General features: G+C 70.7%; 20 protein-coding genes. 7 read left to right on the forward strand and 13 right to left on the reverse strand.

Translation table 11 applies throughout. The annotated features are described in order from the left end of the window. Positions 1-233: 233 nt before the first annotated feature. The 9 genes from BLU79_RS46875 to BLU79_RS46915 form a co-directional block, all read right to left on the reverse strand. On the reverse strand, positions 234-1,955 hold the full coding sequence (locus BLU79_RS46875) for a GH3 family acyl-acid amido synthetase (RefSeq protein WP_371132091.1): 1,722 nt from the start codon (positions 1,953-1,955) through the stop codon (positions 234-236). Next, complete coding sequence (locus BLU79_RS46880) at positions 1,952-2,581, reverse strand: hypothetical protein (protein WP_093912175.1); 630 nt, start codon at positions 2,579-2,581, stop codon at positions 1,952-1,954. The genes BLU79_RS46875 and BLU79_RS46880 overlap by 4 nt, the downstream gene beginning before the upstream one ends. Continuing rightward, entirely contained in the window at positions 2,578-3,246 is a 669-nt protein-coding gene (locus BLU79_RS46885) for an HAD family hydrolase (RefSeq protein ID WP_371132093.1), read from the reverse strand. The genes BLU79_RS46880 and BLU79_RS46885 overlap by 4 nt, the downstream gene beginning before the upstream one ends. Positions 3,247-3,364: 118 nt before the next feature. Beyond that, positions 3,365-4,213, reverse strand: coding sequence for an AfsA-related hotdog domain-containing protein (locus tag BLU79_RS46890; RefSeq protein WP_093912192.1), 849 nt, complete (start codon positions 4,211-4,213; stop codon positions 3,365-3,367). A gap of 54 nt (positions 4,214-4,267) precedes the next feature. Then, positions 4,268-4,486, reverse strand: a complete 219-nt coding sequence (locus tag BLU79_RS46895; RefSeq protein ID WP_093771453.1) for a tautomerase family protein — start codon at positions 4,484-4,486, stop codon at positions 4,268-4,270. A 60-nt stretch (positions 4,487-4,546) separates the two neighbouring features. Further along, positions 4,547-5,449, reverse strand: coding sequence for a hypothetical protein (locus tag BLU79_RS46900; protein ID WP_093912177.1), 903 nt, complete (start codon positions 5,447-5,449; stop codon positions 4,547-4,549). Then, positions 5,442-6,062, reverse strand: coding sequence for a hypothetical protein (locus tag BLU79_RS46905; RefSeq protein ID WP_093912178.1), 621 nt, complete (start codon positions 6,060-6,062; stop codon positions 5,442-5,444). The genes BLU79_RS46900 and BLU79_RS46905 overlap by 8 nt, the downstream gene beginning before the upstream one ends. 123 nt (positions 6,063-6,185) lie before the next feature. Next, a complete protein-coding gene (locus BLU79_RS46910) occupies positions 6,186-6,554 on the reverse strand; it encodes a phosphopantetheine-binding protein (RefSeq protein ID WP_256333770.1) in 369 nt (122 codons plus the stop codon). A gap of 119 nt (positions 6,555-6,673) precedes the next feature. Further along, positions 6,674-7,516: a helix-turn-helix transcriptional regulator gene (locus tag BLU79_RS46915; protein WP_093912180.1), complete on the reverse strand. Its 843-nt coding sequence runs from the start codon at positions 7,514-7,516 to the stop codon at positions 6,674-6,676. A 335-nt stretch (positions 7,517-7,851) separates the two neighbouring features. Between BLU79_RS46915 and BLU79_RS46920 the strand changes: the two genes are divergently transcribed. The 4 genes from BLU79_RS46920 to BLU79_RS46935 all read left to right on the forward strand — a co-directional run bounded on the left by BLU79_RS46920 (position 7,852) and on the right by BLU79_RS46935 (position 11,626). Further along, on the forward strand, positions 7,852-8,643 hold the full coding sequence (locus tag BLU79_RS46920; protein WP_093912181.1) for a thioesterase II family protein: 792 nt from the start codon (positions 7,852-7,854) through the stop codon (positions 8,641-8,643). 92 nt (positions 8,644-8,735) lie between these two features. Further along, a complete protein-coding gene (locus tag BLU79_RS46925; RefSeq protein WP_093912182.1) occupies positions 8,736-9,560 on the forward strand; it encodes a helix-turn-helix transcriptional regulator in 825 nt (274 codons plus the stop codon). A gap of 369 nt (positions 9,561-9,929) precedes the next feature. Then, positions 9,930-10,973, forward strand: a complete 1,044-nt coding sequence (locus BLU79_RS46930; protein ID WP_093912183.1) for a beta-ketoacyl-ACP synthase III — start codon at positions 9,930-9,932, stop codon at positions 10,971-10,973. Further along, positions 10,973-11,626, forward strand: a complete 654-nt coding sequence (locus tag BLU79_RS46935; protein ID WP_093912184.1) for an NADPH-dependent F420 reductase — start codon at positions 10,973-10,975, stop codon at positions 11,624-11,626. The genes BLU79_RS46930 and BLU79_RS46935 overlap by 1 nt, the downstream gene beginning before the upstream one ends. Before the next feature lie 105 nt (positions 11,627-11,731). On the opposite strand, the gene BLU79_RS46940 is transcribed toward BLU79_RS46935, so the two are convergent. Beyond that, entirely contained in the window at positions 11,732-12,922 is a 1,191-nt protein-coding gene (locus BLU79_RS46940; protein WP_093912185.1) for an acyltransferase family protein, read from the reverse strand. 375 nt (positions 12,923-13,297) lie between these two features. Between BLU79_RS46940 and BLU79_RS46945 the strand changes: the two genes are divergently transcribed. After that, entirely contained in the window at positions 13,298-14,569 is a 1,272-nt protein-coding gene (locus BLU79_RS46945) for an MFS transporter (RefSeq protein WP_093912186.1), read from the forward strand. 137 nt (positions 14,570-14,706) lie between these two features. Here the strand turns inward: BLU79_RS46945 and BLU79_RS46950 are convergent, their stop codons facing one another. From BLU79_RS46950 to BLU79_RS46960, 3 genes are all read right to left on the reverse strand, one after another. After that, a complete protein-coding gene (locus BLU79_RS46950) occupies positions 14,707-17,325 on the reverse strand; it encodes a glycosyltransferase family 1 protein (RefSeq protein WP_093912187.1) in 2,619 nt (872 codons plus the stop codon). 110 nt (positions 17,326-17,435) lie between these two features. Further along, entirely contained in the window at positions 17,436-22,037 is a 4,602-nt protein-coding gene (locus tag BLU79_RS46955; protein ID WP_371132094.1) for a wHTH domain-containing protein, read from the reverse strand. 70 nt (positions 22,038-22,107) lie between these two features. After that, the gene (locus BLU79_RS46960) at positions 22,108-22,512 is read right to left on the reverse strand and encodes a Pepco domain-containing protein (protein WP_093912189.1); all 405 of its coding nucleotides are present in this window, start codon (positions 22,510-22,512) and stop codon (positions 22,108-22,110) included. Between the two features lie 340 nt (positions 22,513-22,852). Here BLU79_RS46960 and BLU79_RS46965 point away from each other — a divergent pair, with 340 nt between their 5' ends. Then, entirely contained in the window at positions 22,853-24,055 is a 1,203-nt protein-coding gene (locus BLU79_RS46965) for a S8 family peptidase (protein WP_093912190.1), read from the forward strand. 259 nt (positions 24,056-24,314) lie between these two features. Beyond that, on the forward strand, positions 24,315-25,392 hold a 1,078-nt coding region (locus BLU79_RS46970; RefSeq protein ID WP_143052609.1), incomplete at its 3' end, for a maltotransferase domain-containing protein.

Here is a 25,392-nt window from a genome sequence, read left to right on the forward strand (position 1 = left end):
CAGGGACGGCCAAGAGGCGGCAAGCCGGGGCGGCCAGCCAGTAGGCGGCGGGGGAAGTCAGCGGCGGTCAAGCCGGTAGGCGGGGGGGGAAAGTCAGGGACGGCCAAGCCGGTAGGCGGGGCCAGCAGCGGTCAGCCAGTAGGCGGCAGGGGAACCAGGGGCAGCCAAGCCGGTAGGCGGCGGGGGGGGGAAGTCAGGGGCGGTCAACCGGTCGGTGGGAGGGAGCCAGGCGGTCAACCGGTAGGCGGGGCGGTCAGGCGGTGCCAGAGGTCGTCGTCCCGGCGGAAGAGGCGGTCCTTGACCTGGGTCGGGCGGATGCCCGTGGCGACCGCGGCGTGCCAGTCGCGGGTGAACGCCTCGGCGTCCAACAGGCTCACCGCGGGGGCGGCTAGCCGGCCCGCCGCCCTGACCCGGGCGTACTCGTCGGACTCCGCCGCCAGGCAGAGGTCCAGGGCAGCGGTGAAGCGGCCCGTCTCGGCGGCGTGCCAGGGGGTGCGGGGAGCGATCGCGAAGCGATAGCGCGGGGTGCCGTCGCCTGCCGTCTCCACCCGGCACGCCACATTGCGCAGCGCGAGCCCGCCGCGGCCCAGGGCGGTGCGCAGGGCCCGGACCACCTGGGCGTCGCGCAGCCGCTCCCCCGCCGCGTCGGAACGGCCGCCCCGGCCCGCGTACTCCACCCGGGGCACTCCCCCGGCCCGGTCCACGACCCGGACCACATCGCCCACGGCGTACCGGTAAAGGCCGCCGACATGGCTGAAGAGCACGTGGTAGTCCCGGCCCGCCTCCAGTTCGTGCGGCAGCAGGGTCTCGCTGTCCGGGGCGAGATCCCGCTCGGCGGGCACGAACTCGTACACCGAGGCCGACGCGACGAGACCGCCCGCCGCGGGGTGCCGGTCCAGCGCCACGCCGACCGGCCCCTCCGAGGCGGCCACGGGCGCGGGCAGCGCGGTGACCCCGGTGCCGAACTCCTCGCGCAGCGCGGGCAGATACAGGGACGCCACGCCGGTCGTCCAGCAGAACAGCGCGCGGAGGCGGGGCCACACATGGGCGGGGCGTACGGTCCCGAAGTAGTCGGCCAGCCGCTGGAGTTCGGCGGCGCGGTCGGGGTCCGGGGCGCGGTGGGGCAGGCCGCCGAGGGTGCCGTCGCGGACCTCCCGCACGATCCGTGGCCACCACAGGTTCAGCTGGTACGGGACGGCGGCGATCATCGCCGGGTTGATGCCTATCAGACACCGCACATCGCTCTGCACCGCGAGCCGCAGCCGCAGATACGCCCGTTCCAGGTGGTCACCGGGCTCGGTCGGCACCGGCAGGGTCGCCCAGGGCGCGCCGGTGCCGGGCTCGGCGGAGAGCGGTTCGCCGAACCTGGCGCCGAAGTCCACCTGGCTGGCGCCCACATGGGGGTGGCCGTCGGCTGTGGTGGGCGGGGTGGTCAGCGGATCGTGCTTGAGGTTGAGGACGGCGTCGGGCCGGTCCAGCACCTCCGGGAAGTGCTCGATCAGCGGGGCCCACGCGGCGAAGTAGAACGGCATGAACGTCGTGCTCATGAAGCGCGGGGTGACCGGGATCTTCTTGTGCGCTCCGGTGCTGCCGCTGCTGGTGAAGTACACCGCGGGGGCGTCGGCCGACAGCAGGTTCCGCTCCCCGGCGGCGGTCCGCTCGATCAGCGGGGCGTGGGCGGCGTAGTCCCGCACCGGGACCGCCTTGCGGAAGTCGTCGATCGTACGGATGCGGCCGAAGCCGTGCTGCCGCCCGAACTCGGTGCCGGCGTTGAACTCCAGCAGGTCGGCGAGGACGCGCTGTTGCGCGCCGCACAGGTCGGCGTGGTCGCCGGCCAGCCGCTCGCGTGCGGCGAGGACCCGCTCGCGGTAGCGGCCGGGGTGGCCCGGGGTGTGCCACACGGAAGCGGGGGCGAGGGCGCCGGCGGGCGCGGGGGTGTCGGCGGGTGCCCTCACGCGGCCAGCACCTCCCGTACCGCTCGGGCGGCGCGGTCGACTCCGGTGTGTTCGGGGAGCATGGTCACCGGCAGGTCCCGGATCTCCTCCAGGAGCAGCTTGCGCAGGTTCTTCTGGTAGCGCTCGAAGCCCGCCCAGTCGCCGTCGGCGCCGTCGTGCTCCAGGGCGTTGAGCTCCGCTCCGGCGCCCCGGCGGCGCCACGCGGTCTCGGGCGGGACGTCGAGGAAGACCACCCGGCTGGGCCGGGGGAAGGCTCGCCACCAGGAGTACATACGGCTGTCCTGGACGCCGGCCAGCCGGCACTTCGCCAGGATCTTGTAATAGTAGGAGTCGACGAGCATGGGCACGCCGGGGTCGCTGTCGCGGACCTGGTCCCTGAGGTGGACGACGGCCGTCTGGAGCACGCTGGCCAGGAAGTCCACGGAGTAGGCGGTGCCGAGGCCCGGCAGCAGCCGGTCCGTGAGGTCCCTCCGCAGCCGGGGGATCAGCGCGTGCTCGGGGGCGACGAAGGCGCTGTCCGTCGACACCATCCGCCACTCGGGCAGCTGGCGCGCGAGGTGTCCCATGACCGAGGACTTGCCGGCCCCGTCGGGCCCCAGCAGCACGTGGAACGGGCGCTCGCTCACGAGGCCCGCCCGGTCCCGGACAGCCGCGCGGCACGGTCCGCCAGTCGGTCACGCAGCTCGGTGTCGTCCCCGACGACCACGGGGTGCCCCACGAGTTCCAGCATCGGCAGGTCGGAGATGTGGTCGCCGTAGGCGTAGCAGTCGAGGGGGTCGACGTCGGGTCTGGCCGCCAACTGCCCGAGTACCGCGGCCCGTTTGCCCTCCCCGATGACAGGGGTGTCGACCTCCCCGGTGTAGGCGCCGGCCGCGATCCGCGGGCGGGTGCACAGGACGGCGTCGGCCCCCACCTCGCGTGCCAGCGGCTCCAGCAGGGGCGGGAACGAGCCGGACACCAGGACGATCGTGGCGCCCTCGGCCCGGTGGGCGCGCAGGGCCGCGCGGGTGGAGTCGATGTAGAAGCCCCGGGTGGAGGCGGAGCGCTCGGTGAACCAGTCGTCGGCCAGGCTCTTGATCTCCGCCACGGACTCGCCCGTGTAGTGGCGGTAGTAGAAGCGGTTGATGTCCTCGCGGGGCGTTCCGTCGGCGGCGCGCCGGCGGATCACGGCCATGATCCGCTCGTATTCCTCCTCGCCGGCCGTGCCGTGCCGGCGCACCAGTCGGTAGTGGAGGAAGTCGAACATGCTCTTGACGTTGATCAGCGTCTCGTCGACGTCGCTGAAGACCAATAAGGGACGTTGCAATAACGGGCGTTGCGGGTCTGTCATGTGCCGGGTCCTCCTTGTCACGACGGTCGGCGGCCCGCCGCACACGGGCCGCCGTTTCAGGCGCAGCCGTCCGTCGTGGTCACGACGTTCGGACGGCTGTCTTGGCCGGGTCCGCCGCGGCGGTCGCCGCCGCCAGTGCCGTGGCGGCCTCCAGGGCGTGCGCAGCCGCCCGTGTCTCCTTGGCATGGGAGAGGTGGTTGTCGAAGGCGGTGAACCGGACCTCCATGGCCGCGGTGTCCGATCCGCTCTGGCTCACGGCGATCTCGCAGTGGAACGTCGTGCGGGTGCGGTGCGGGGAGCGGTGGGACAGGACGTCGCACCGCACCACCGCCGGGAGCGGGAAGAGGAAGTTGCGGTACCGGGTGGCGAAGCTGTCGATGACGAAGTAGCTGTTGCCGACCGCCTCGGGCGGCAGGTAGAACTGCTCGGCCACCGCGATGAACATCTGCCGCCCGGCTTCCATGGCGAGCATTCCCTGCATGTGCTCACCGGTGAGGTGGTCGGACATCACCTCGTTGCCGGCGTCCACCAGCAGGTCGGCCTCGAAGCGGTCGGCGCCGACCGTGCGGGGCCGGGAGATCAGCACGTTCTCCTGGCGGTGTTTGTGCGCGATCTCCCGGCCCGCGCGCTCGTGCAGGGTCCGGTCGTCGATGACGACGCGGTCGGCGAGGCCGCGCCGGGCGAGGGTGTCGCGGACGAACTGGACGTCGAACGGGGAGACGCCCTGGCCGAGCGTCACCCGGATCTCGTCGGTGTCGGCGTTCTCGGGGGCCTCGGGAGCCTCGGGAAACGTCCCGTTCCTGATCCGGCGGGCCAGCCTGGAGACGGTCAGCACGCCTTCGTGGTGGGCGAATTCGGCGAACACGTCGCCCACGAGGAACAGCGTGTCCGGCTTGGCGTCGGTGCCCTTGGATGTCTCAAGGGGCATGGGCATTCGGCCTTCTCCCTTCTCGGAGGGCTACGCGGAGAGCTACTCGGAGGGCTACTCGGAGAGCCGCCGGCTCAGTTCCGGGAACTTCGGGTCGCTGCCCAGGGCTCCGCCCTCCGCCCAGCGGTTGCGGGGCACCTCCTGGATGTAGACGGTGATCTTGTCCAGGGGTGCTCCGGTGACCCGCCGGACGGTCCGGGTCAGTTCCTCCAGGAGTTCCTGGCTCTGGGCGTCGTCCTGACCGTCCCAGGTGGTGACGGAGATGATGGGCATGGGGCCTCTCTCGTGCTCTGGGTTGCTCTCTCGTGCTCTGGATTGCGCGCTGGTGGTCCGTCAGGGCCGTGCGGCCCCGCTGGTGCGCAGCTCCTGGAAGGAGGGGCCGCGCAGCTTGAGATGGGCGTGGATGTCGCCGCCGAGACCGAACTCCCCGATGGCGCCGCCGTAGCTGCGCTGGTAGCTCATCCACAGCACGACCACGTTGATGATCCGGTTGGCGCCGGGCAGGTCCGGGTCCGGGAACGGGTTCGGCATGGTGGCGTGGTACCGGCCGGAGCCGTCCGCGTCCGTCACGAACACGTTCGGCACGCCGAGCGGGCCGGGGCGGGTCGGTCCGGCGGGGTCCAGGTCGTGGGCCCGCAACGACATGACGGTGTAGACGCTGTGGGGTACGAGGCGGGAGAACTCGAAGTCGAACGTGCCCGAGTGGCCGTCCGCGGTGACCCCGACCTGAAGGGTTCCGCTCGCCCGCATCCAGTCGCCGAACGTCACCGGTTCGACGACCTTGGGTCCGTCCTCGGCACGCAGGTCCGGGATGGGCACCTCGTGGAAGGCGTGGCTCGGCCGCTTGACCTGGTCGGCGTCGGGCAGTTGCTCCGGCGCGAACAGCATGGGGTAGTTGTTGCACGGCAGGGGCAGCGGCAGCGTGTACAGGACGAGGTCGCGGTCCGCCCCGTCGGGGTCGGTGTCCAGTTCACGCACCACCGTGTACGGGGCGAGGGTGCCGAACTCGGGGACGGGGCTGTCCGGGGAGACCACCGCGGCGCCCCATTCGGGCACGGTCGCGCCCTCCGGGGTGGTCCGGTTGATCATGCCCACCACCACGAAGTCGCCGTCGCCGTCCATGACTTCGCTCGGCGGGTACAGCGGGCCCTGGGTGGTGAGACTGAGCTCGTGGGTCTCCGTGCGGTTCGGGGTGGCGGGCGCCACCGGGCCGGCAACCGTGCCCGGCTCAGACATCGGCGCGCCGGTAGACGCGGGTGTACAGGCCGCTCTCGCCGCCCACGATGTAGCGGTCGCCGGCCTGCTGGACGATCTCCTGGTATTCCGGCGACGTGAAGACCTTCTGGTACTCGGCCGGCTCGCACTCGAAGCCGGACACGAACATCACGCCCGGCTCGGTGCTCAGCAGCGAGTGGTAGGCCAGGAACGCGGTCACCTGGTCCGCACGCCGGACGACATCGAAGATGGTGCTCTCGCGCCACTCGCGGTAGGCGGCGTACTCGCGCGGCTTCACCTCGATGTGCCGCAGCTGCACATACGGCGTGCCGGGCAGCGGTTCCGCGATGTCCTTGGGCGCCTCGACGAACTCCAGCAGATGGCGCCGGAAATCCGTGGCGAGGTCCGCGGACACCCTCTCCCAGAGCTTGTGCCAGACCACGTTGAGAGCGCCCAGCTCCGCGAGGTCCGTGACGGGGGTGATCTCAAGGATGTTGTCGTCGTCCGTGCTGCGGTACAGCGTGCGCCCGGGCACCGGCTCCTTCTGGTTCAGGGCGCTCCACTCGGCCAGGACGCCGTCCGCCTTGCCGGGGGCCGCGGCGACTTCGTTGAGCACGAGCAGGGGGGAAGACATGGGTGTTTCCTCTCGCTTGAGACGTGGTGGACGGCACGGCCGACGGTCCGCCGGTCGCGTCGGGGTAATGCGGGGGTGGGGAGAATGGCGAGAATTCACGGTGCGAACGTCTCACAAAGCCCGTCAGACTACGGTGACGCCCTTGGACGCGAGTACCGCGGCGGCTTCGGCGATGGTCTGCTCGGGGACGAGTTCACCCATCTCGATCTCGATGCCGAAGGTCTTCTGCAAACGCAGCGCCAGCTCTTCGAGAAGCAGTGAGTCGATCTCCATCGAGTCGAAAGTGGTGTCCGGCGTGACATCCGTTGTCGGCAGGGTCAGTTCACCCAGCACCGCGACCACACGACCGACGATCGAGTTATCCATCTTCTTCCTCCGCGCATCAGGAATGCCGTCACATGAAAGAGCGGGAAATCCGAGCGACCGGAATTCCGCCGTGTCCCACGCATTCATCGTGGGAGGCGCGGCGTCATGGAGGAAGTGTCTGCTCATCGTGGTGGTGCGAACACCACCAGCGAGGGAAACGGGGTCCCGGATCCCGGCGGCCCCGTGGGACACGACGAGCACGCCGGTGTCCCGAACCGGCGTTTGTCGTCGCGTCAGCGTACGGCTCAGGCCGCCTCGGCGTGGGACCGCTGGGGCGCGTCCGTCCCGGACTGGGCGAGGTACAGCGTCAGAAGCGACTCGGGGTGCTCCGGCACCCGCATGGTCACGCGGTTGAAGACCATCACGCCGACCCGGGGGTGGGCGATCCTGCGCACGTTCTGGCTCCGGTCGTCGACCTCGTGGGAGTCCCACAATTCGGCGAACCGGTCGCTGCGCTCACAGAGCCATTCGGCGATGCGGCCGAACTCCGGATCCTCCGAGTAGCGGGCCGACTGCACCCGGAACTGGGCGACCAGACCCCGTCCGACCTCGTCGGGGTTCGCGTATTTCGCGCGCACGGACGACTCGGTGAAGAATTTCACCAGACAGCTGTCACCGCTCTCGCTGAGCCGGAACAGCGTGCGGGCCGAGCGACTGGCCAACTCGATACGGCCGTATCTGTCGGTGATGTAGGCGGGATTGGCCGCCCACCCCTCGACGAGCTCGCACATCCGCGCATGCACGGCGTCCTGGTACCTGCCCGCCGCGCGCTGCGGCGGGTTGTGACCGGCCAGCCGGTAGAAGTAGTCGCGCTCGCAGCCTTCGAGCCGCAGGGCGTTGCTGACCGCGTTCACGATCGCATCCGAGACGTTGATGTCACGTCCCTGTTCCAGCCAGGTGTACCAGGAGACGCCGACCCCGGCCAGGGCCGCCACCTCCTCCCGGCGCAGTCCGGGAGTGCGCCTTCGCTCCACGCTCACCAGCCCGACTTCCTCGGGCGTTATCTCCGCCCGGCGGGCACGTAAGAAGTGACGCAGTTTGACGCGCCGCACAAGTCCGGATACTGGGGGGGATGCAGTCACCTGCATGTATCGGCCTCTTTCCTCTGACCTCTCTAGGCGTCGACATTCTCGCCGCGCTGCGAGCGTCCACGCTGCGCTGGAATCCGGAGGGCTCCGACGGGTGAACCCTGCCGAAAGCACTGGAGAATAGTTCCGCAGCGAGCGGCAGTGTATTGGACTAGACAACGCGATCGCAACTACAGCTTTCAAGTAATTCTATAGAGAGCCTTTTCCAACGCTTTTCGGCGAACTCCGGAACGTGGCCTGAATTCTCCCCTCGCAAATGCGCCAGTGATGGTGTTGGCACCACCCGGTTCGGCACACACTGCCTCCCGCCGACCCTCGGCGGCAGACTGACGGGCATGTTCCGGACCACGGCGAACACCGGCACGAACCCGACGACAGGCACGCCGACGCGGGGCGAGGTCACACGGCTTCGGCTCTTCTGCTTCCACCACGCGGGCGGCAGCGCCTGGTCCTTCGCGGGCTGGGGACACCGGCTCGGCAGCGGTGTGGAGGTGGTGCCGGTACCCATGCCGCCGCGGTCGGCGCCGACGGCCGGCGCACCCGGCGTACCCGGTGCCGTGAGCACGATGGACGCCCTGGTGGACGAGGTGACCCGACAACTCGCCCCCGCCCTCGACCGTCCCTACGCCTTCTACGGCCACAGCATGGGTTCACTGGTCGCCCACGGTGTGGCACAGCGTCAACTCGCCGCGGGACGGCGCGCGCCCGCCTGCTTCGTGGCCGGGGCCCATCGCGCGCCGCACCTGCCGCCCGCCCCCGCCCTGGAGGTGGCACCGTCGGACGAAGCGGCCCTGGATCTGCTGCTGGGTCTGGGCGGAGCGGGCCGGCTGCTGCGCGAGAACCCGGCACGGATGCGGGCCGTCGTGGACCAGCTCCGGGAGGACCTGCGCGTGTGCGGCACCCACCGCCGGCCCCCGTCGGGGCATCGGCCGCTGCCCTGCCCCCTCCACGTCATGATCGGCGACCGCGACCCGCTGGTCACCGTGGCGGACGCCGAGGCCTGGCGCGTCCACACGAGCGCGCGCTTCGCCCTCCACACACTGCCCGGCGGGCACTTCTTCGTCCGGGAGCAAAAGGACCTGTTCTTCGAGGAGTTGAGGCGCGCACTCGGGGCGGTCGAGGCCTGAACGGGGGTTCACCGCTGTCCGATATTTCAAACCACCTGGAGTGTGATTCGCGCCGCTGACAGTGCGTTGAGAGCGCTCTACCGTCGGCTGGCATGAACGTGCCACCCACCACCGGCAGCAAGAAGAAGCGTCGCAGCGAGTTGACCCACTTCCTGCGCAGCCGGCGTGCGGGGCTCTCCCCCTCGGACGTGGGGCTGACCACCACCGGCAGGCGGGCCAGCGCCGGCCTCCGGCGTGAGGAAGTCGCGGTCCTGGCCGGGGTGAGCGCGTCCTGGTACGCATGGCTGGAGCAGGGCCGTCCCATCAAGGTGTCGGACGGGATACTCGACGCGATCAGCCGGGCCCTGCGCCTGAGCGAACTCGAACGCGTCCATCTGTACCGGCTGGCCGACGTCAACCCGCCGCTGCCGGTGTCCGAGGCCGAACACCCGAACCTCGAGATGTTCCAACGGATGGTCGACACCCAGTTATTAGGACCGTCGTGCGTCATCGACCGCTACTGGGACGTTCTCGCGGTCAACCAACTCGCGCGCGATGTGCTGCACCTGGGCCACGACGGCAACCACAACTTCCTGGCCAGCCTGTTCACCGGCAGCCACGGCGGGCAGTATCCGAACCGGCCGCAGGTCGCCCGTAAGATGACCGCCCGGTTCCGGCTCCAGGCCTCCTACGTCCCCGACGATCCCCGATACGAGCAGATGGCGGACCAACTGTCCTCGGACAGCGAGCTGTTCGCCGACTTCTGGGCCCGCCACGAAGTCGAGCAGTGTCTGCCGACGACCGTCGAGCTGAACCACCCCGAGGGCGGCCCTCGCCCCTTCGTGCTGTTCACCATGGACCTGGACGAGGCCGCCTGCACCCGACTCCTGGTGTACCTGCCGCCGGGCGTCGCCGGTCCCCCGTGCGCCTGCCAGTAGAGGCCATCGTGGTGGTCGTGCCACCACCGCGGGCAGTCACAGCGCCAACACCGTCTGGTAGGGACCTGTCCGCCGCCGGATAATCGTCGTACGTCTTCAAGACGGCGTACGTCTTCGAGTCCGCGTACGTCTTCGAGACGGCCCGGCGCTCGCGCCCTTCGTATCGAGCCGCGTCCGGTGACCGCGTACCAGACCCACTGGTGACGTCTCCCGTCCGCCGCCCTCCACCGAGCAGCGGCGGCCCTTCCACCATGCCTGGCGCGGCTGCCCGTACCGGCCCCCACCGGCAGCCAAGGAGGCTTCCTTGATGCATGTCCCCCTTCCCAGACGCGCACTTTCCGCACGGCCGCCGGCGAGGGAGGCGGCGGCATGAACACAGCGGCGGTCCTCACCGGGCTCGGCACCTACGTCCCGCCCCGCGTCGTGACCAACGAGGAACTCTCGCGGACCATGGACACCTCGGACGAATGGATCCGGACCAGGACGGGCATCGCGCAACGGCACTGGGCCGACACCGGGACCGCCACCAGCGACCTGGCCGTGGAGGCGGGCGCCCGCGCGCTGAAGTCGGCCGGCTCGGCCGACGTCGACCTGGTGGTCCTCGCCACCACCACCCCGGACCACCCGTGCCCGGCGACGGCTCCCCAGGTCGCCTCCCGGCTGGGCCTGCGGACCGTCGCGGCGTACGACGTGGCCGCCGTGTGCAGCGGGTTCGTCTACGCACTGGCCTGCGCCGCGGGTGCCATCGCCGCCGGTGTCGCCGAACGCGTGCTGGTCATCGGCGCGGAGACGTACTCCACGATCCTCAACCCGGACGACCGCACCACCTCGGTCATCTTCGGCGACGGTGCCGGAGCCGTGGTGCTGCGGGCCGGCGACCCCTCCGAGCCGGGCGCGCTGCTGGCCCACGACCTCGGCAGTGACGGTTCGTTGAAGGATCTCATCATGGTGCCGGGCGGCGGTTCACGGCAGCCGGTCACCGGGGCCGCCGAGCCCGGACCGCGCCCGGCCGACTCGTACTTCGGCATGCAGGGCAAGCCGGTGTTCCGGCACGCCGTCACGCGCATGGCGGAGTCGTCCCAGGCAGTGCTCGACCGCGCCGGCTGGGCTGCTCAGAGCGTGGACTGGTTCGTCGGCCACCAGGCGAACGTACGCATCCTGCACGCGGTCGCCGATCAGCTCGGGATGGACAAGGAACGCACGGTCGTCAACCTCGACCGCGTGGGCAACACCTCCGCCGCCTCCATCCCGCTGGCGCTCGCCGACGCCGTCTCCGACGGCCTGCTCGCACCGGGCCACCGCGTCCTGCTGAGCGCCTTCGGCGGCGGCGTGACCTGGGGTTCGACCGCTCTGGTCTGGCCCGACATCACCACGGACCGCGACATCTCGCCTAAGACACCGAGGAGTTCGTGATGGCGGATACGACGACGCCCCTGACCATCGGCATCCTGGGCGCCGGAAACATCGGCCGCCCGCTCGGCAGGCACTGGCTCGCGGCCGGGCACACGGTGACCTTCGGCTCCCGGAACCCGGACCGACTCGCCTCCTTCGTCGAGGAGCTGGGCGAGCGGGCCCGTTCCGCGACGTATGCAGAGGCGGCCCGGACGAGTGACGTCGTCCTGCTGTCCGTCCCGCACCCGGCCCTCGACGACCTGCTGGACCAACTGGCGGACCGGCTGGCCGGAAAGACCGTGATCGACGCCACCAGTCCGATCGGTGTCTCCCCGGACGGTCTGTTCGTGTCGCAGCTCGATGCGGGCATCACCCAGGGAAGCCGGCTCGCCGCGCGGCTGCCCGCCAGTTCCGTGGCCCGGGCGTTCACCCACTTCCCGGACGAACTGCTGTGGTCGCGCGGCACCCGGCAGCGGCACTTCTGGGGCATGGGCATCGCGTCCGACGACGCCGGCGCCCGGCGGGTCACCGAGACCCTGGTGCACGACGCCGGTTTCGTACCGGTCCATGTCGGCGGCCTCGACGAGTCCGCCGCCGTGGATCCCGGCGGCGTCCTCTTCGGCTATGTCTCCACCCCCGCGGGGCTGCGCGTCGCGGCCGGACTCGCCGGCTGAGCCGGCCGAGAGACGAAAGGGCCGCCTGTCCCGCCCGGCTCCGGCCGGACGGGACAGGCGGCCCACTCGTCGACAGGGGGACGACTGTCCCGGCGCTCGGCTCTCTCAGTCCTCGACCACGCGCCCCGCGGCAAGCGGCACCGGCTCGGCCTCGGGCTCGGGCCCCCTCGCCACCGGCTTCCTCCTCGGGTTCGACCAGCGCTGCGTGATCGGCCGCTCGACCAGGGCGTACAGCGCCCACGAGGCCAGGATCGAGACACCGAGGCACAGCGCCATCAGCGCGACCGCCTCCGTGTTCGAGTACGACTTGCTGCCGAGCGTCTTCCAGACGGCGACGATCACCGTGTAGTGCACCAGGTAGAAGGCGAACGAGATGTCGCCGAGCCAGACCATCACGCGGTTGCGGCAGAACGTGAACCTGCCCTCGTCGTCCGCGATGGCACCCGCGGCGATGAGCAGCGCGGCGGGGACGACACACACGGCCCTCGACGAGTAGATGTACGGCGTGAAGTAGCCGACGACATAACTCGCGGCGAGCAGCGCACCGGACCAGATCATGCCGATGTTGCGCCAGCGTCCCGCCATCACCGAGCGGGCCACGAGGATGCCGAGGGCGAAGTCCAGCACCCGGGGCAGCGGCACGATGTAGGAGAAGAAGTACTGGTTCACCGAGGTCTCGGGTTCCATGTCCATGAACACCGTGCCGGCCGGGACCAGCAGCGTGGACAGCCACGGCGTCGCGAGGATCCCGGCGGCCACACCCGCGATCGAGAGGTTCAGCCGGTGCGCCGGGATCTTCTTGATCACGTGGAACAGGACCGGGAAGGAGAGGTAGAAGACGGCCTCGACCGCCAGGGACCAACCGGCCGGGTTCACACCGAAGTTGATCGCGAAGTCCGGGTACCAGACCTGGACCAGGAACAGGTTGAGCGCCCCGACCGTCACGTCCGTGTGAGGGGCGGCGAACACCACCATGGCCAGCGCCCAGACCAGGACGTAGTTCGGGACGATCTTGAGGAAGCGGCGCCGCCAGAACCGTGGCGCCGTGTCGGTCTTCCGGGCCGACCAGGTCAGCACGAAGCCGCTGAGCACGAAGAAGAAGGTCACGCCGAGGGCCCCGACATGGGCGACGGCGCCGTAGTAGGTGGTCACGGCCGAACTGCTGCTCAGCCAGGGGATGCCCAGGAACCCCAGAAGCGCGGCGTGGTAGAGGAACACCACGAACGCCGCGGGGAAGCGGAGTCCGGTCAGCGTGTTCAGGCGGGTCACCCGGGCACGCGATTTCTCCGTCGACAATTCATGCTCCTTCAGGGAATGGGGGATTCGCGGGATGAGGGGTGGAAGAACAGGCCGATGAACTAAATTCGGCACGCCGCTCGAAACCTACTGGAGGGGCAGCAGAATTACCGGGGTGCGTTTATCCAGTTGGCGCCAGCACCACCCCGGACGCCACCACCCAGGCCACACAAGCCCAGCGTGAGGCACTGACAGTCCGCCGACTGGTGGTCCCACCACCATGATCGAGAGACCCTTCCGCCGCGCGGCGCGCACACGCGACACTTCACCTGCGGACTTCTTTGCGCCCTGACGCAGATCTGCTGACAAAAAGCTCCGCGCCATTTGTGCTGCCCGCGAGCAGCCCCCCCTTTTTTCATTTCCCCCGGAGCGACGATGTCCCAGAGCACGACCGATCAGAACAGCAGTCGCCCCGGCGACGCCGCCCCGACTGCCCCGACTGCCCCAACCGGCCCGGACGGGGCGGCCGTCGACGCACCCCGGCACTCGGCGGTGCGCGGCTGGCTCGCCGTGGTCGGGCTGGCCCTCGGCGTCTTCTCCTTCGTCACCACCGAGACCCTGCCCATCGGGCTGCTCCCGGCCATCGCCGACGGCACGTCGGTGTCGGTGGGCACCGCGGGCTTCCTGGTCAGCGGGTTCGCGGCGGTGGCGGCGGTGACCGCCGCTCCACTGACCGCGCTGGCCGGGCGGGTTGACCGCAAGTGGCTGCTCGTCGGCCTGATGCTGGTCTACATCGTCGGCAACCTCCTGGCCGCCGCCGCCACCGGCTACGCACTGCTGCTGGCGGCGCGCGTCATCGTGGCCCTGGCGCACGGTGTGTTCTGGTCCATCGCCGCGTCGATCGCCGTACGGCTGGTCCCGGAGCGGCACGCGGTCCGCGCGACCTCCGTCGTCCTCGGCGGCATCTCGCTCGCCTCCGTGGCGGGAACTCCGCTGGGCACCGCCGTCGGTCAGTCCGCCGGCTGGCAGGCGGCCTTCGTGGGCGTCGGGATCCTCGGCTTTCTCGTCCTGGCCGCCGCGCTGCTGTTCATGCCCTCGCTGCCGGCCCGGGGCAGCGGCAGCCTGGGCGCACTCGTCCATGTGCTGCGGCACCGGGCGTTGCGCGTGGCGGTCGGCGTCACCGCACTGATCATGAGCGGCCACTTCCTGGCCTTCACCTATGTGGCCCCCTACCTGGAGGACGTCACCGGCGTCAGGCCGTCCCTCGTCGGCGTGCTGCTGCTGGTCTTCGGCGTCGCCGGGCTGGTGGGGAACTTCGCGGCGGGCGCGGTGGTCGGGCGGGCCCTGCGGACGAGCGTGATCGGCTGCACCGGGCTGCTGGCCGTGGTCATGGCGGTGATGTACGCGGGCGGCGCCGGCCTGTCCCTGACCATCACGCTGCTGGTCTGCTGGGGCGTGCTGTACGCGGCGCTGCCGGTCGCGTTGCAGACCTGGGTGATGCGACTCGTCCCCGAGGAGAGCGAGGCCGCCTCCTCCCTGTACGTGGCCGCCTTCAACGGCGCCATCGGCGTCGGTTCCTTCATCGGCGGCCTGATCGTCGACGCCTCCGGTCCCCGCCCGGCGATGCTCGCGGCGGGCGCCTTCGCGCTGGCCGCCATGGCGCTGACGGCGGCCCTGGGCAGGCCCCGGACGCCCGAGAGCCTGTGAACAAACCCCCGCCTGCGCTGCGACGCCCGCCGATCGGGCGGACGACAGGGGTCTGGTCACAGGCTCTGAGCGCCGGACCACCGGACCACCGGACCGCCGGACGCCCGAGCCCGCCCGTACGCGACAGCTCGTGACGGCTACCGCATCAAGACGCCCGCCGCCTCCCCCACATCCTCAGAAGGCACCGCCACCAACCCCAACTCCGCCCCGGACGCGAGCAGCCGATGCGCCGGCAGAATCCGGACCGTGTACCCGTACGGCCCGGTCCGGTCCAGGGCGAGCGGCCCCTCGTACACCCACCGCCCCTCCCCGTCCGGACTCCCCACCGGCTTCAACGGCACCGTCGACGCGTCGGCGATGCGGTCCTCCGGGTCGACGCGTCCCGAGACGGCCTGCACTTCCACGTCTTCCGGCCCCAGGTCGCCCAGGCCCACCCGCACCCGGAGACCGAGCGTCGACCCGAGTTCGGCGGTGGGTGTCGCCGCCGTTGTCTCGACATGGTCGACCGTGACGCCGTGCCAGGCCGAGCGCACCCGTGCCTTCCACCCCGCCAGCTCACGCGCCGCGTCCGGCGTCATCGCGCGATGCGCGTGCGCGGCCGGGGTGTAGAGGCGCTCCACGTATTCGCGGACCATCCGGCCCGCCAGGACCTTCGGGCCGAGCAGGGTGAGGGTCTGGCGGACCATCTCGATCCAGCGGTCCGGGAGGCCGGCCTGGCCGCGCTCGTAGAAGCGGGGGGTGACGCGCTGCTCCAGCAGGTCGTACAGCGCCGCCGCCTCTATGTCGTCGCGGTGGTCCGGGTCCGTTCCGGTGCCGTCCGCCGTCGGGATCGACCAGCCGAAGTCCGGCTGGAACCACTCGTCCCACCAGCCGTCCAGGACGGAGAGGTTGAGACAGCCGTTCAGCGCCGCCTTCATGCCGCTGGTTCCGCAGGCCTCCAGTGGCCTCAGCGGGTTGTTCAGCCAGATGTCGCAGCCCGGGTAGAGCTTCTGCGCCATCGCCATCCCGTAGTCGGGGAGGAACACGATCCGGTGCCGTACGCGCGGGTCGTCCGCGAACCTCACCAGTTCCTGGACCAGGCGCTTTCCGCCGTCGTCCGCCGGGTGTGCCTTGCCCGCCACCACGATCTGGAGGGGCCGCTCCGGGTGCAGGAGGAGGTCCATCAGGCGGTCGCGGTCCCTGAGCATCAGCGTCAGTCGCTTGTACGACGGGACGCGGCGCGCGAATCCGATCGTCAGGACGTCCGGGTCCAGCACACCGTCGATCCAGCCCAACTCGGCCGTCCCGGCGCCGCGTTGCCGCCAGGAGGTGTGCAGCCGCCGCCGTACCTCCGTCACCAGCTGCTCGCGCAGGTTCCGGCGCAGCTCCCAGATGTCCTGGTCCGGGATCTCCCCGACCGCGTCCCAGCGGTCCGAGCCGCCCACGGTCAGCGCGTCCTCGGTGCGTTGGACGCCGATCTGGCGGGCACCCAGGCGGAAGACCTCGGGGGCGACCCAGGTCGGGGCGTGGACGCCGTTGGTGACGGAGGTGATCGGCACCTCGTCGGGGTCGAAGCCCGGCCACAGACCCGAGAACATCTCGCGGCTGACGTTGCCGTGCAGGAGCGAGACGCCATTGGCGCGCTGGCCGAGGCGCAGGCCCATCACGGCCATGTTGAACAGGTTGGGCTCGCCGCCCGGGTAGGTCTCCATGCCGAGCTGGAGGATGTGCTCGACGTCGATGCCCGGGAGTTCGGCGTCGGGGCCGAAGTGCCGGGCGACCAGCTCGCGGTCGAAGCGGTCGATGCCGGCCGGCACGGGGGTGTGGGTGGTGAAGACCGTGCCGGCGCGGACGGCCTCCAGCGCGGAGTCGAAGTCCAGCCCCTCTGAGGCCAGTTCGGCGATGCGCTCCAGGCCCAGGAAGCCCGCATGGCCCTCGTTGGTGTGGAAGACCTCGGGGTCGGGATGGCCGGTCAGCCGACAGTACGTCCGGACCGCCCGCACCCCTCCTATGCCGAGCAGCATCTCCTGCAGCAGCCGGTGCTCGCTGCCGCCGCCGTAGAGCCGGTCCGTCACGCCGCGTTCGCCGAGGTCGTTCTCCTCGACGTCCGAGTCGAGCATCAGCAGCGGCACCCGGCCGACCTGGGCGAGCCAGACGCGGGCGTGCAGCGACTTGCCGCCGGGGAGGGCGAGGGAGACCTGGGCGGGGGTGCCGTCGGGCTCCTTCAGGAGCGTCAGCGGCAGCTCGTTGGGGTCCAGGACCGGGTAGTGCTCCTGCTGCCAGCCGTCCCGGGACAGGCTCTGCCGGAAGTAGCCGTGCCGGTACAGCAGGCCGACACCGATGAGCGGGACACCGAGGTCGCTGGCCGCCTTGAGGTGGTCGCCGGCCAGGATGCCGAGGCCGCCGGAGTACTGGGGCAGGGCGGCCGTGATGCCGAACTCGGGGGAGAAGTAGGCGACGGCGTAGGGGAGTTCGGCGGACTGCCCCTGGTACCAGCGCTCGCCTGTGACGTAGTCGTTGAGGTCCCTGGCGACCGCAACCAACCGGCCCAGAAACGGGGCGTCCTCGGCCAGCTCGGCGAGCCGCCCGGGAGGGACGCTGCCCAGCAGCCGTACGGGGTCCTGACCCGAGGCCGCCCAGTGCTCGGGGTCGACGGACTGGAAGAGATCGCGGGTCTCCGCGTGCCAGGACCAGCGCAGATTGCGTGCGAGATCGCTGAGGGGCCGGAGCGGTTCGGGGAGGACGGGTCGGACGGTGAATCGACGGATCGCCTTCACTTGCCACCTCGTCTGGCGTGTGGAAGGGGACGCACTGCGGTGTGCGTCCCGTCGTCAGTGTCGACGGTAGTGGTTACCACGGGGTCAGTGGGGGCGGGCTCGGTAGCGCATCAGGGTCTTTCGGTGTGCTCCGGATCGGTGAATTCGATATCGGGCGGGAGGGTGTGGCCGAGTTGCTTCAGACGGCGCGCGATCTCGGTCGGCGTGCGGTTGAGGCGGTGGGCTGAGCGGAGGATGTGGGTGAGGGGGACGGGGTTGGTGGGGTGGAGCCAGTCGGAGTCCTGAAACCTCCGGCGGAGCAGTGCCACATCGTCGCCCGGCGTCCACTCTCCGGCGGGTGGTGGGGGCGCGACGTCGTAGCCGCAGCGCGTCAGCCGCTCGACGACGTCCTCTTGCGTCAGCCGATGCGTGTGCGCGGCGCGTACGACGTGGTGCCGGGGAACCTGGTGATCCGTGTCCAGCCAGGGTTCCAGACCGTCCTGGCCGCGGCTCATCAGCACCAGGTCGGCATAGTCGCGGGCCTCCCGCGGTTGCCCTGGTCCCGGCACCTCGTAGCCGAGGTCGATCAGTCGCCGGGCGATCTCGGTATCAGGGAGGTCGTGGTCCCAGGCCAAGGCCAGCACGGCAGCGGGGTGCAGGACGGCCGGGAGGACGACGATGCTGTACTCGCCCTTTCTGTAGAAGCTCAGCACATCGTCGACGAGCCTCTCGTACACCCGCGACGTCTCGGCATCGGGCAGCTCGGGCGGCGTGATCCCCATGGCGGCAAGCCGCTGCATCACGCTCTCCGCATCCATCCGACGGGCACGGGCGACCCTTAGGACGTGATGCAGCGGGATGCTCTGGTCCTCGGAGTTCCACGGTGCCTCCCCGTCGCCGTCCCGGCTGATGAGCGCGAGGTGGAGGTCGTCGACCTGGCTGGGAACCGTACTCGGGAGTTGGTATCCGGCGCCGGTGAGCACTTCGGCGATGCGCGCCTTCTCCCCGGGGAAGGCGCGCTGGGCGAGGATCAGGTGAGACACCGTCACAGGCCGGTCGCGCGGAAGCTCGGGGCCGGTCGGGCTGAGCTCCCGTCGGAGAACCCGGTTCGCCAGGTTCTCGAGGTCGCGCGCCAGCCATGCGGCGAGCTCCCCGTGGTCGGGCACCTGAAAGCCCAAGCCTGCCAAGATACGTGCCCTGGCGTGGATACCGTCGCGGCTCCCGTAGTTGTCCAGGAGCATCTCGGCGCTCAGACTCGCCCCCATCGGAAGCCAGTCCGAGCCACCACTGCCGTCACGCGTGAGGATGCGGAGCTCCTCGATGTCTTCAAGCCGTTGCAGAACCGCGTCGTCGGGCAGTTCCAGCCCGAATTCCCGCAACCGGTCCGCGGCGTACCGGACAGCCACTCCGGCCGACCGGGCGGCACTCAGCACCGCGCCTGGGGGGAGAGGGCTGCTGTCCACCCCTTCGATCACGTTCAGGAGCGGTTCGTCCGTGGGGCGCGCGACAGGAAGGGGAAGGCGGGGCAGCACCCCCGACGCCGAGTTCGCGGCAGCCCAGACTCGTGCCCGCCATTCGCCAAACGGGCCGGATTCCTCCGACTCGATGATCAGCGCTCCGCCGATCATCCGGGTATGGCTCAGTAGGAACTGGTCCCCAGGGCAGCAGCCGACGGCACCTGCGTCCGCGATCACGGTCCCGTCGGGCGTGGGAAACGAGAAGCGATGGCTTCGCGCCACGGCCTGCGCGGCGATCTGATCGGCCAGCAGCCCCTGGCCGCCATCGGGTGGGCTGCCTGAGAAGCCCAGCCGACTGCCTCCATCCAACATCTCGCCCATGACCAGACCGTGCAGCCACTCCAGGGACAGCACCCCTCCATCCGCCTCGAACAACACCGGAATCTTCTCGACGAGCAGGTCGGCGACGTACTTCTCGTGGTCTTCGAGCATCGCCCCGCGGTCCAGCCGCAGCCTGGGCGCATGCTTCCCCGTGAGGTTGACCACGCAGCCGAAGCGGCGCTCCCCCGCCCAGAGCCCGTCCGCGAGGACCGCCCCACGCCCGCGGCACCACCACACTCCGTCTCCGGCGTCCTGGTCCCGCCACTCCACTGCCAGCGTGGGCCTGACGTATTCCGACAGAACACCGCGCCGCCACACCAACGGCTCGCGCTCCCCCTCCTCCACACGCACGTCGAAGTCCGACACCCACAGATGCCTGCGCATGACCTCACCGCATGACACGTCGTCATCGGGATTGCGCAGATACAGCCGCACCGTCGTCCCCGCCTGCCGCCGCACCTTCGGCCGGATCCGGAACAACGCCCCGGGCCCGTCGATGGTGACCTCCAGGCCCTCGCCGGGCAGCAGGTTCTTGCCGAGCCGGGTGGTCGTCACCTTGATCTCGTCGGCGAGCATGAAATAGCTCAGTACGCCGATCCCGAACCGGCTGTTCGGATGGAACGGGATATCCGCCGCGTCCCACTCGGCCCGCTCGTCCAGGTACTCCCGCTCCTCCACGAACCGGCTGCCCGCGAAGGCGAACAGGTGGCGCAGCTCGTGGCGGCCCATGCCGATGCCGTTGTCCCTGCACTCGATGAAGCGGCGGCCGCCCTCCTCGCCCTGGACGAAGACGATCTCGCCCTTCCAGTCGTCTTCCTGGTCGTCGGGGTGTTCGAGGTTCCACAGGGCGGTGCGGGCCTGGCGGTACCGGCAGGCGTCCAGGGCGTTCTGGTACAGCTCGCGCAGGGCCAGCGTGCGGTCCTGGTAGAGCTGTTCGCCCATGAGCAGGTCGCGGACCCGGTCGCCGTCGAGCCGGAAGCGTACGTCGGCCGCGTCGTACAGGGGTTTACCGTCCTCGCCGGGGGCGGCCCTGACCTTGCTCGCGCCGAGCACGGCCGGGACACCCCAGGTCAGGGCGCGTTCGCCGACCGGGCCGTGCAGGAGGGTGCGAAGGGTGCGGTCGAGCACGTCGATGTGCTCGCCCAGAGCGAGTTCGACGGCCTCGTGCGGGCATTCGACGGACAGCACCCGCCGGCGCGGCGCCTCGCTCAGCCAGGTCAGCCGGTCCAGCGCCGCGCGGAAGGCCTGGCCGTCGACGGGCTCGCTGATGCCGAGGTGTTCGGCCACCAGGGAGGACAGCAGGACCGGATCGACGGCCATGTGGTGAGCGACGGTGAGCAGTGTGCCGGTCTTCTGCCAGTCGACGACATGCTCGGCGGCGTCCAGCGCCGCGACGGTCTCCGGCTCGGGTGTCCCCGGCTGCTCCAGGTCCAGGCCGATCAGCTTGACGAGCCGCCGGAGCCGGGCGGGGGCCAGCACCTCGCGGACGAGCGACGGCTCGAACTCGGGCCCGTCCGGCAGGACTTCGAGACCGGCGAGCCCGGAGTGGCGTACGGCCTTCCGGGTCGCGGGCAGCCGCAGCAGCCACTGCCGGGCCAGCCACCAGGCGACCGCCCTGGCCTCGTCGTCCCGGCCGCGCTCCCGCGCTCGGCGCTCACGGTCCCGGAGCGACAGGTGTCCTTCGCAGTACCGGTCGAAGGCGACCCGGTCGGCGAAGCCCGGGATCGCGGTGGCCGGGGTTCCCTCCTCCAAGGTCCATGGCCTCAGGTCGCGGGCCAGCCAGGCGTATCGGGTGCCGAAGGCGGCGTACAGGAAGGGACCCGCGACCAGCAGGGCCGCCTCGGTGAGGCTGAGGCCGACGCCGGGTGCGGTCCGGTCGCCGGTGCCCGGCCCGGGGACGGGGCCCGAGTCCCGCAGCATCTTCTCGATGCCGCGGCTCATCCGGTGTTCGCTGCCCGCGGGCCGCCAGATGTCGCCCTGTCCGGCCAGCCAGGCGTCGGCGGGGGCGGACTCGCGCCCCCACAGGCCCACGAGCCGGGCGACCGCGTCCCGTACCTGCGCAACGGCTTCGGCCCGCTGTGCCTCGTCGAGTTGCTCGCAGACGACGCGCCGCCACGCCTCGTGCTTGACGGCCTGCTCCTGCCACAGGTGTTCCGGTGACTGGAGGTTCGCCTCCGTTCCCCGGTCGGGAAACAGCAGGAGGTCTTCCCTGCCGGTGGCGTAGTTGACCTGGACGCACTGTTCGGAGGGGACCCGGTTCTCGCGGGCGATCGCGCGGACCCGCTCGTCCAGCAGGGGCTCCACGGCGTCGAGGAAGCCGGGAGCCGTGGTGTTCTGGGCGATCTCGGTGAGGGCCCGGGTGAAGTACGAGAACTTCTTGGCCTCGTCACCGGGCGAGGTGTCGGCCGCGGGCCCGAACTGCGCCTTGCCGTAGCGGTTGCAGGCGTAGACGTGGGCGTACCGGGGAGAGTCGAGGACGTCGGACTCGCGGTAGCCCATGGCGCCCTTGCCCCAGGCGAGTCGGTCGGTGGCGGCCTTGGAGTAGGCGTCCAGCTCCACCCGGCAGGCGTCGACCGCGACCACCAGCTGGTCGGCCTCGCACCGGTGGACGAGGTACTTGCCGAACTCGATCGGCAGGCACATCTCCTTGAAGTCCAGGGAGTCCCAGAGCGCGGGGCCGGTGATCAGGTAGTCCAGGCCGTCCTGGTGGAAGCCGTGCCCGGACAGGACGAGCAGCAGGTGGTCACCCGGCACGGCGCGCGAGAGGAAGCCCGCCACTTCTTGCTTGAGCGCCGTCCCGTTGCGCTCGTCGGCGTCGACGACCTCCGCCTCGTCGTACCCGGACGCCTTCAACGCGTCGGCCAGTCCCCGCAGTTCCGCGGTGATGAACGACATCGACGGAAAGGCAGAGTCGCTGTAGTGGTCGACGCCGATCAGCAGCGCACGAAACCGCCGCTCTCTCGCGCTAGCGCTCACTGCCGTCACTGCCGGCCGGCCGCGGGGTCAGCGTCAGCAGGATGCCGCCGGTGCGCTGGGCCTGCGATCCGACGCCGAGGACGACGAGCTGGCCGGAGGCGGTCAGCTGGCAGGAGACCTGCACCTCGGAGATGCCCCAGCCGTCGGGTCCGGCCTGCTGGAGTCCGTCGAAGGCATCCCTCAGGCCGTTGAGGGTGCGGTTCAACTGGACGTTCAGGTCGGCCGGTTTGAAGCTGCGGCGACGCACCCGGCCCCCGTCCTCGCCGCCACCGCCGCGCCGTGGGCCGCCGGACTTGTCGAAGCCACGACGTTCCTCCTCGGCGTCGTCCAGCACGAGGAACTCCAGTTCCTCGGCGGCCTGTCCGTCTGCCGGATCCTCGACGTACGACTCCACGCCCCGGCTCCCCCATACTCGTCGCGGCACCTCGGGCGCCGATCATAAAACCTCCGCCCGAGCCACCGCCCCGCTTTCGCCACAGTTCGCAGCACATCCGCCGACTCCACGCCCCGGCCCGTCCCGACGGCACACGACGGCACACGACGGTCACTACGCCCGAAAATCGCCGCAACCTTTACAGATCCCCCATGGCCGATATGGCCGATTCCGCCCCCGTAGGCGTCCTTGTGGCGACTTCTCACCTCACGAGAGGGTGACATCGGCGCACCGGTCCACGCCAGGTGCACCCGGCGATCCAGGGCCGCCGTGCGCCGAGTTGAGGAGGGGAACTCACACCATGGCACGGACGCGCATACGGCGTCTGCGCTGGGCGTGTGGTCTGACCGCGGTGACCTGCGTCGCCGCGTTCTCGGCCACCAGCATGCCCGCGCACGCCGCACCGGAGGGGCAGATACTCGGCGCCGGAGAACCCGGCTCCGTCGGCGGCAGTTACGTGGTGACACTCAAGGGGGGAACGAAGGCTCCGTCGACGGCAGGAAAGAGCCTCGCGGAGAAGTACGGGGCGAAAATAAGCCACACCTACGGCACGGTTCTCAACGGCTACGCCATCCGGGCCGACGAGAGACAGGCCAAGCGGCTCGCGGCCGACTCCAGGGTCGCCTCGGTCGTCCAGGACACCCGCGTGACCCTGGACCACAACCAGAAGAACCCGCCGTCCTGGGGACTCGACCGCATCGATCAGGCCAATCTGCCGCTGGACAACAGCTACACCTGGCCGGAGTCCGCGGGCGCCGGGGTGACGGTCTATGTGATCGACACCGGCATCCGCATCTCGCACAAGGACTTCGGCGGCCGGGCGAGCCACGGCTGGGACTTCGTCGGCGACGACAAGGCCGCGGGCGACGGCAACGGCCACGGCACCCATGTCGCCGGCACCATCGCGGGCGGCAAGTACGGCGTCGCCAAGAACGCCAAGGTCGTCTCGGTACGGGTCCTCGACAACGCCGGCGCCGGCACCACCGCCGATGTCATCGCGGGCATCGACTGGGTGACCAGGCACGCCAAGAAGCCGGCGGTCGCCAACGTCAGTCTCGGCGGCTACCGAAACACGCAGCTGGACGCGGCCGTACGCAACTCCATCGCGTCCGGCGTCACCTACACGGTCGCGGCGGGCAACGACGGACTGCCGGCCGGCCTCTACTCCCCCGCGGCGGTGAAGGAGGCCATCACGGTCGGCGCCACCGACATGAAGGACGCGCGGGCGGGCTTCTCCAACTTCGGCTCGGCCCTGGACCTGTTCGCCCCGGGCGTCGGGATCACCTCGGCGTCGTATGCGAGCAACACGGGCAAGGCGACCTACTCGGGTACGTCGATGGCGTCGCCGCACGTGGCGGGCGTGGCCGCGCTCTATCTGGCCGACCATCGCAAGGCGTCGCCCGCGCAGGTGTCCAAGGCGCTGGTGGCCCAGGCCGTGTCCGGCAAGGTCTCCGGGCGTGGGCTCGGCTCGCCGAACAAACTCCTGCAGGTACCGGGCTCCTAGCGGTCTGTTCACGGCCAAGTCCGGGCACCGGCCCCGTTCCTGAGGAACGGGGCCGGTCTTGTGCGTAGACATACGCGTGAGTAGTTAACAAAGTGCCGGATTGCCCACCCGAATAGGGTGGGAAGGCTCCAGCGGTACACCCCACCCGTGCGCCCCCGGGCGCACCCCCGGAAACACCACGCAACACCCCGCAGGACCCCGCAGGACCCACCTCCCCACAGCCATCCGCCCACCCACGTTGACGCGGACAGGAGCGGTCATGCCCGCCATGCACCACCAGTCGTCCTCACCCCCGACGTCCCGCACCGAAGCACCCCCCGTCCCCCGCGCCGTCACCGCCGACACCGGACCGCCCGCCCCGGAGCGACCCTCCGCGCGCGACACGGCCGGCGGCATCGGACGCATACCCGTCCTCGACGTCCGCCCGATCGTCCAGCACGGGCGCAGGCCCGCGAAGGCGGTGACCGGAGAGACCTTCGAGATCTCGGCGACCGTGTTCCGCGAGGGCCATGACGCCGTCGCCGCCAATGTCGTCCTGACCGACCCCGACGGCCGTCCCGGCCCGTGGACGCCGATGCGCGAACTCGCCCCCGGCACCGACCGCTGGGGCGCCACCGTCACCGCCGGTGCGCCCGGCCACTGGACCTACCGGGTCGAGGCCTGGGGCGATCCGGTGGCCACCTGGCGGCACCACGCCCACATCAAGATCCCGGCCGGGATGGACACGGACCTCGTGGTGGAGGAGGGCGCGCGGCTGTACGAGCGTGCGGCGGCCGGCGTACCCGAGGGTCAGGGACAGCAGGTGATCCTCGCGGCCGCGGAGGCGCTGCGGGACGAGAGCCGCCCGGCCGCCTGGCGGTTGGCCGCAGCGTCGACACCCGAGGTGGATGCGGTGTTGGGGCGGTATCCACTGCGGGACCTGGTCACCGCGTCGGACCCGCTGCCCCTGCTGGTCGAACGCGAACGGGCCCTGTTCGGCTCCTGGTACGAGTTCTTCCCCCGCTCCGAAGGCACCCCCCAGCAGCCGCACGGCACCTTCACCACCGCCGCCCGCCGCCTGCCCGCGATCGCCGCGATGGGCTTCGACGTCGTCTACCTCCCGCCCATCCACCCCATCGGCACCACCTTCCGCAAGGGCCCCGACAACACCCTCTCCGCCGGCCCCGACGACGTCGGCGTCCCCTGGGCCATCGGCTCCCCCGAGGGCGGCCACGACGCCATCCACCCGGACCTGGGCACCCTGGAGGACTTCGACGACTTCGTGGCCCGCGCCCGCGACCTCGGCCTGGAGATCGCCCTCGACTTCGCCCTGCAGTGCTCCCCCGACCACCCCTGGG

This window comes from Streptomyces sp. cf386, from assembly GCF_900103585.1.
GTDB lineage: Bacteria > Actinomycetota > Actinomycetes > Streptomycetales > Streptomycetaceae > Streptomyces.

Excerpts from the sequence above, each read along its gene's own strand:
- BLU79_RS46890 (WP_093912192.1), bottom strand. The coding sequence starts at position 4,213 with ATGCCCCTTGAGACATCCAAGGGCACCGACGCCAAGCCGGACACGCTG.
- BLU79_RS46895 (WP_093771453.1), bottom strand. The coding sequence starts at position 4,486 with ATGCCCATCATCTCCGTCACCACCTGGGACGGTCAGGACGACGCCCAG.
- BLU79_RS46900 (WP_093912177.1), bottom strand. The coding sequence starts at position 5,449 with ATGTCTGAGCCGGGCACGGTTGCCGGCCCGGTGGCGCCCGCCACCCCG.
- BLU79_RS46905 (WP_093912178.1), bottom strand. The coding sequence starts at position 6,062 with ATGTCTTCCCCCCTGCTCGTGCTCAACGAAGTCGCCGCGGCCCCCGGC.
- BLU79_RS46910 (WP_256333770.1), bottom strand. The coding sequence starts at position 6,554 with ATGAGCAGACACTTCCTCCATGACGCCGCGCCTCCCACGATGAATGCG.
- BLU79_RS46915 (WP_093912180.1), bottom strand. The coding sequence starts at position 7,516 with ATGCAGGTGACTGCATCCCCCCCAGTATCCGGACTTGTGCGGCGCGTC.
- BLU79_RS46920 (WP_093912181.1), top strand. The coding sequence starts at position 7,852 with ATGTTCCGGACCACGGCGAACACCGGCACGAACCCGACGACAGGCACG.
- BLU79_RS46925 (WP_093912182.1), top strand. The coding sequence starts at position 8,736 with ATGAACGTGCCACCCACCACCGGCAGCAAGAAGAAGCGTCGCAGCGAG.
- BLU79_RS46930 (WP_093912183.1), top strand. The coding sequence starts at position 9,930 with ATGAACACAGCGGCGGTCCTCACCGGGCTCGGCACCTACGTCCCGCCC.
- BLU79_RS46935 (WP_093912184.1), top strand. The coding sequence starts at position 10,973 with ATGGCGGATACGACGACGCCCCTGACCATCGGCATCCTGGGCGCCGGA.
- BLU79_RS46945 (WP_093912186.1), top strand. The coding sequence starts at position 13,298 with ATGTCCCAGAGCACGACCGATCAGAACAGCAGTCGCCCCGGCGACGCC.
- BLU79_RS46955 (WP_371132094.1), bottom strand. The coding sequence starts at position 22,037 with ATGTCGTTCATCACCGCGGAACTGCGGGGACTGGCCGACGCGTTGAAG.
- BLU79_RS46965 (WP_093912190.1), top strand. The coding sequence starts at position 22,853 with ATGGCACGGACGCGCATACGGCGTCTGCGCTGGGCGTGTGGTCTGACC.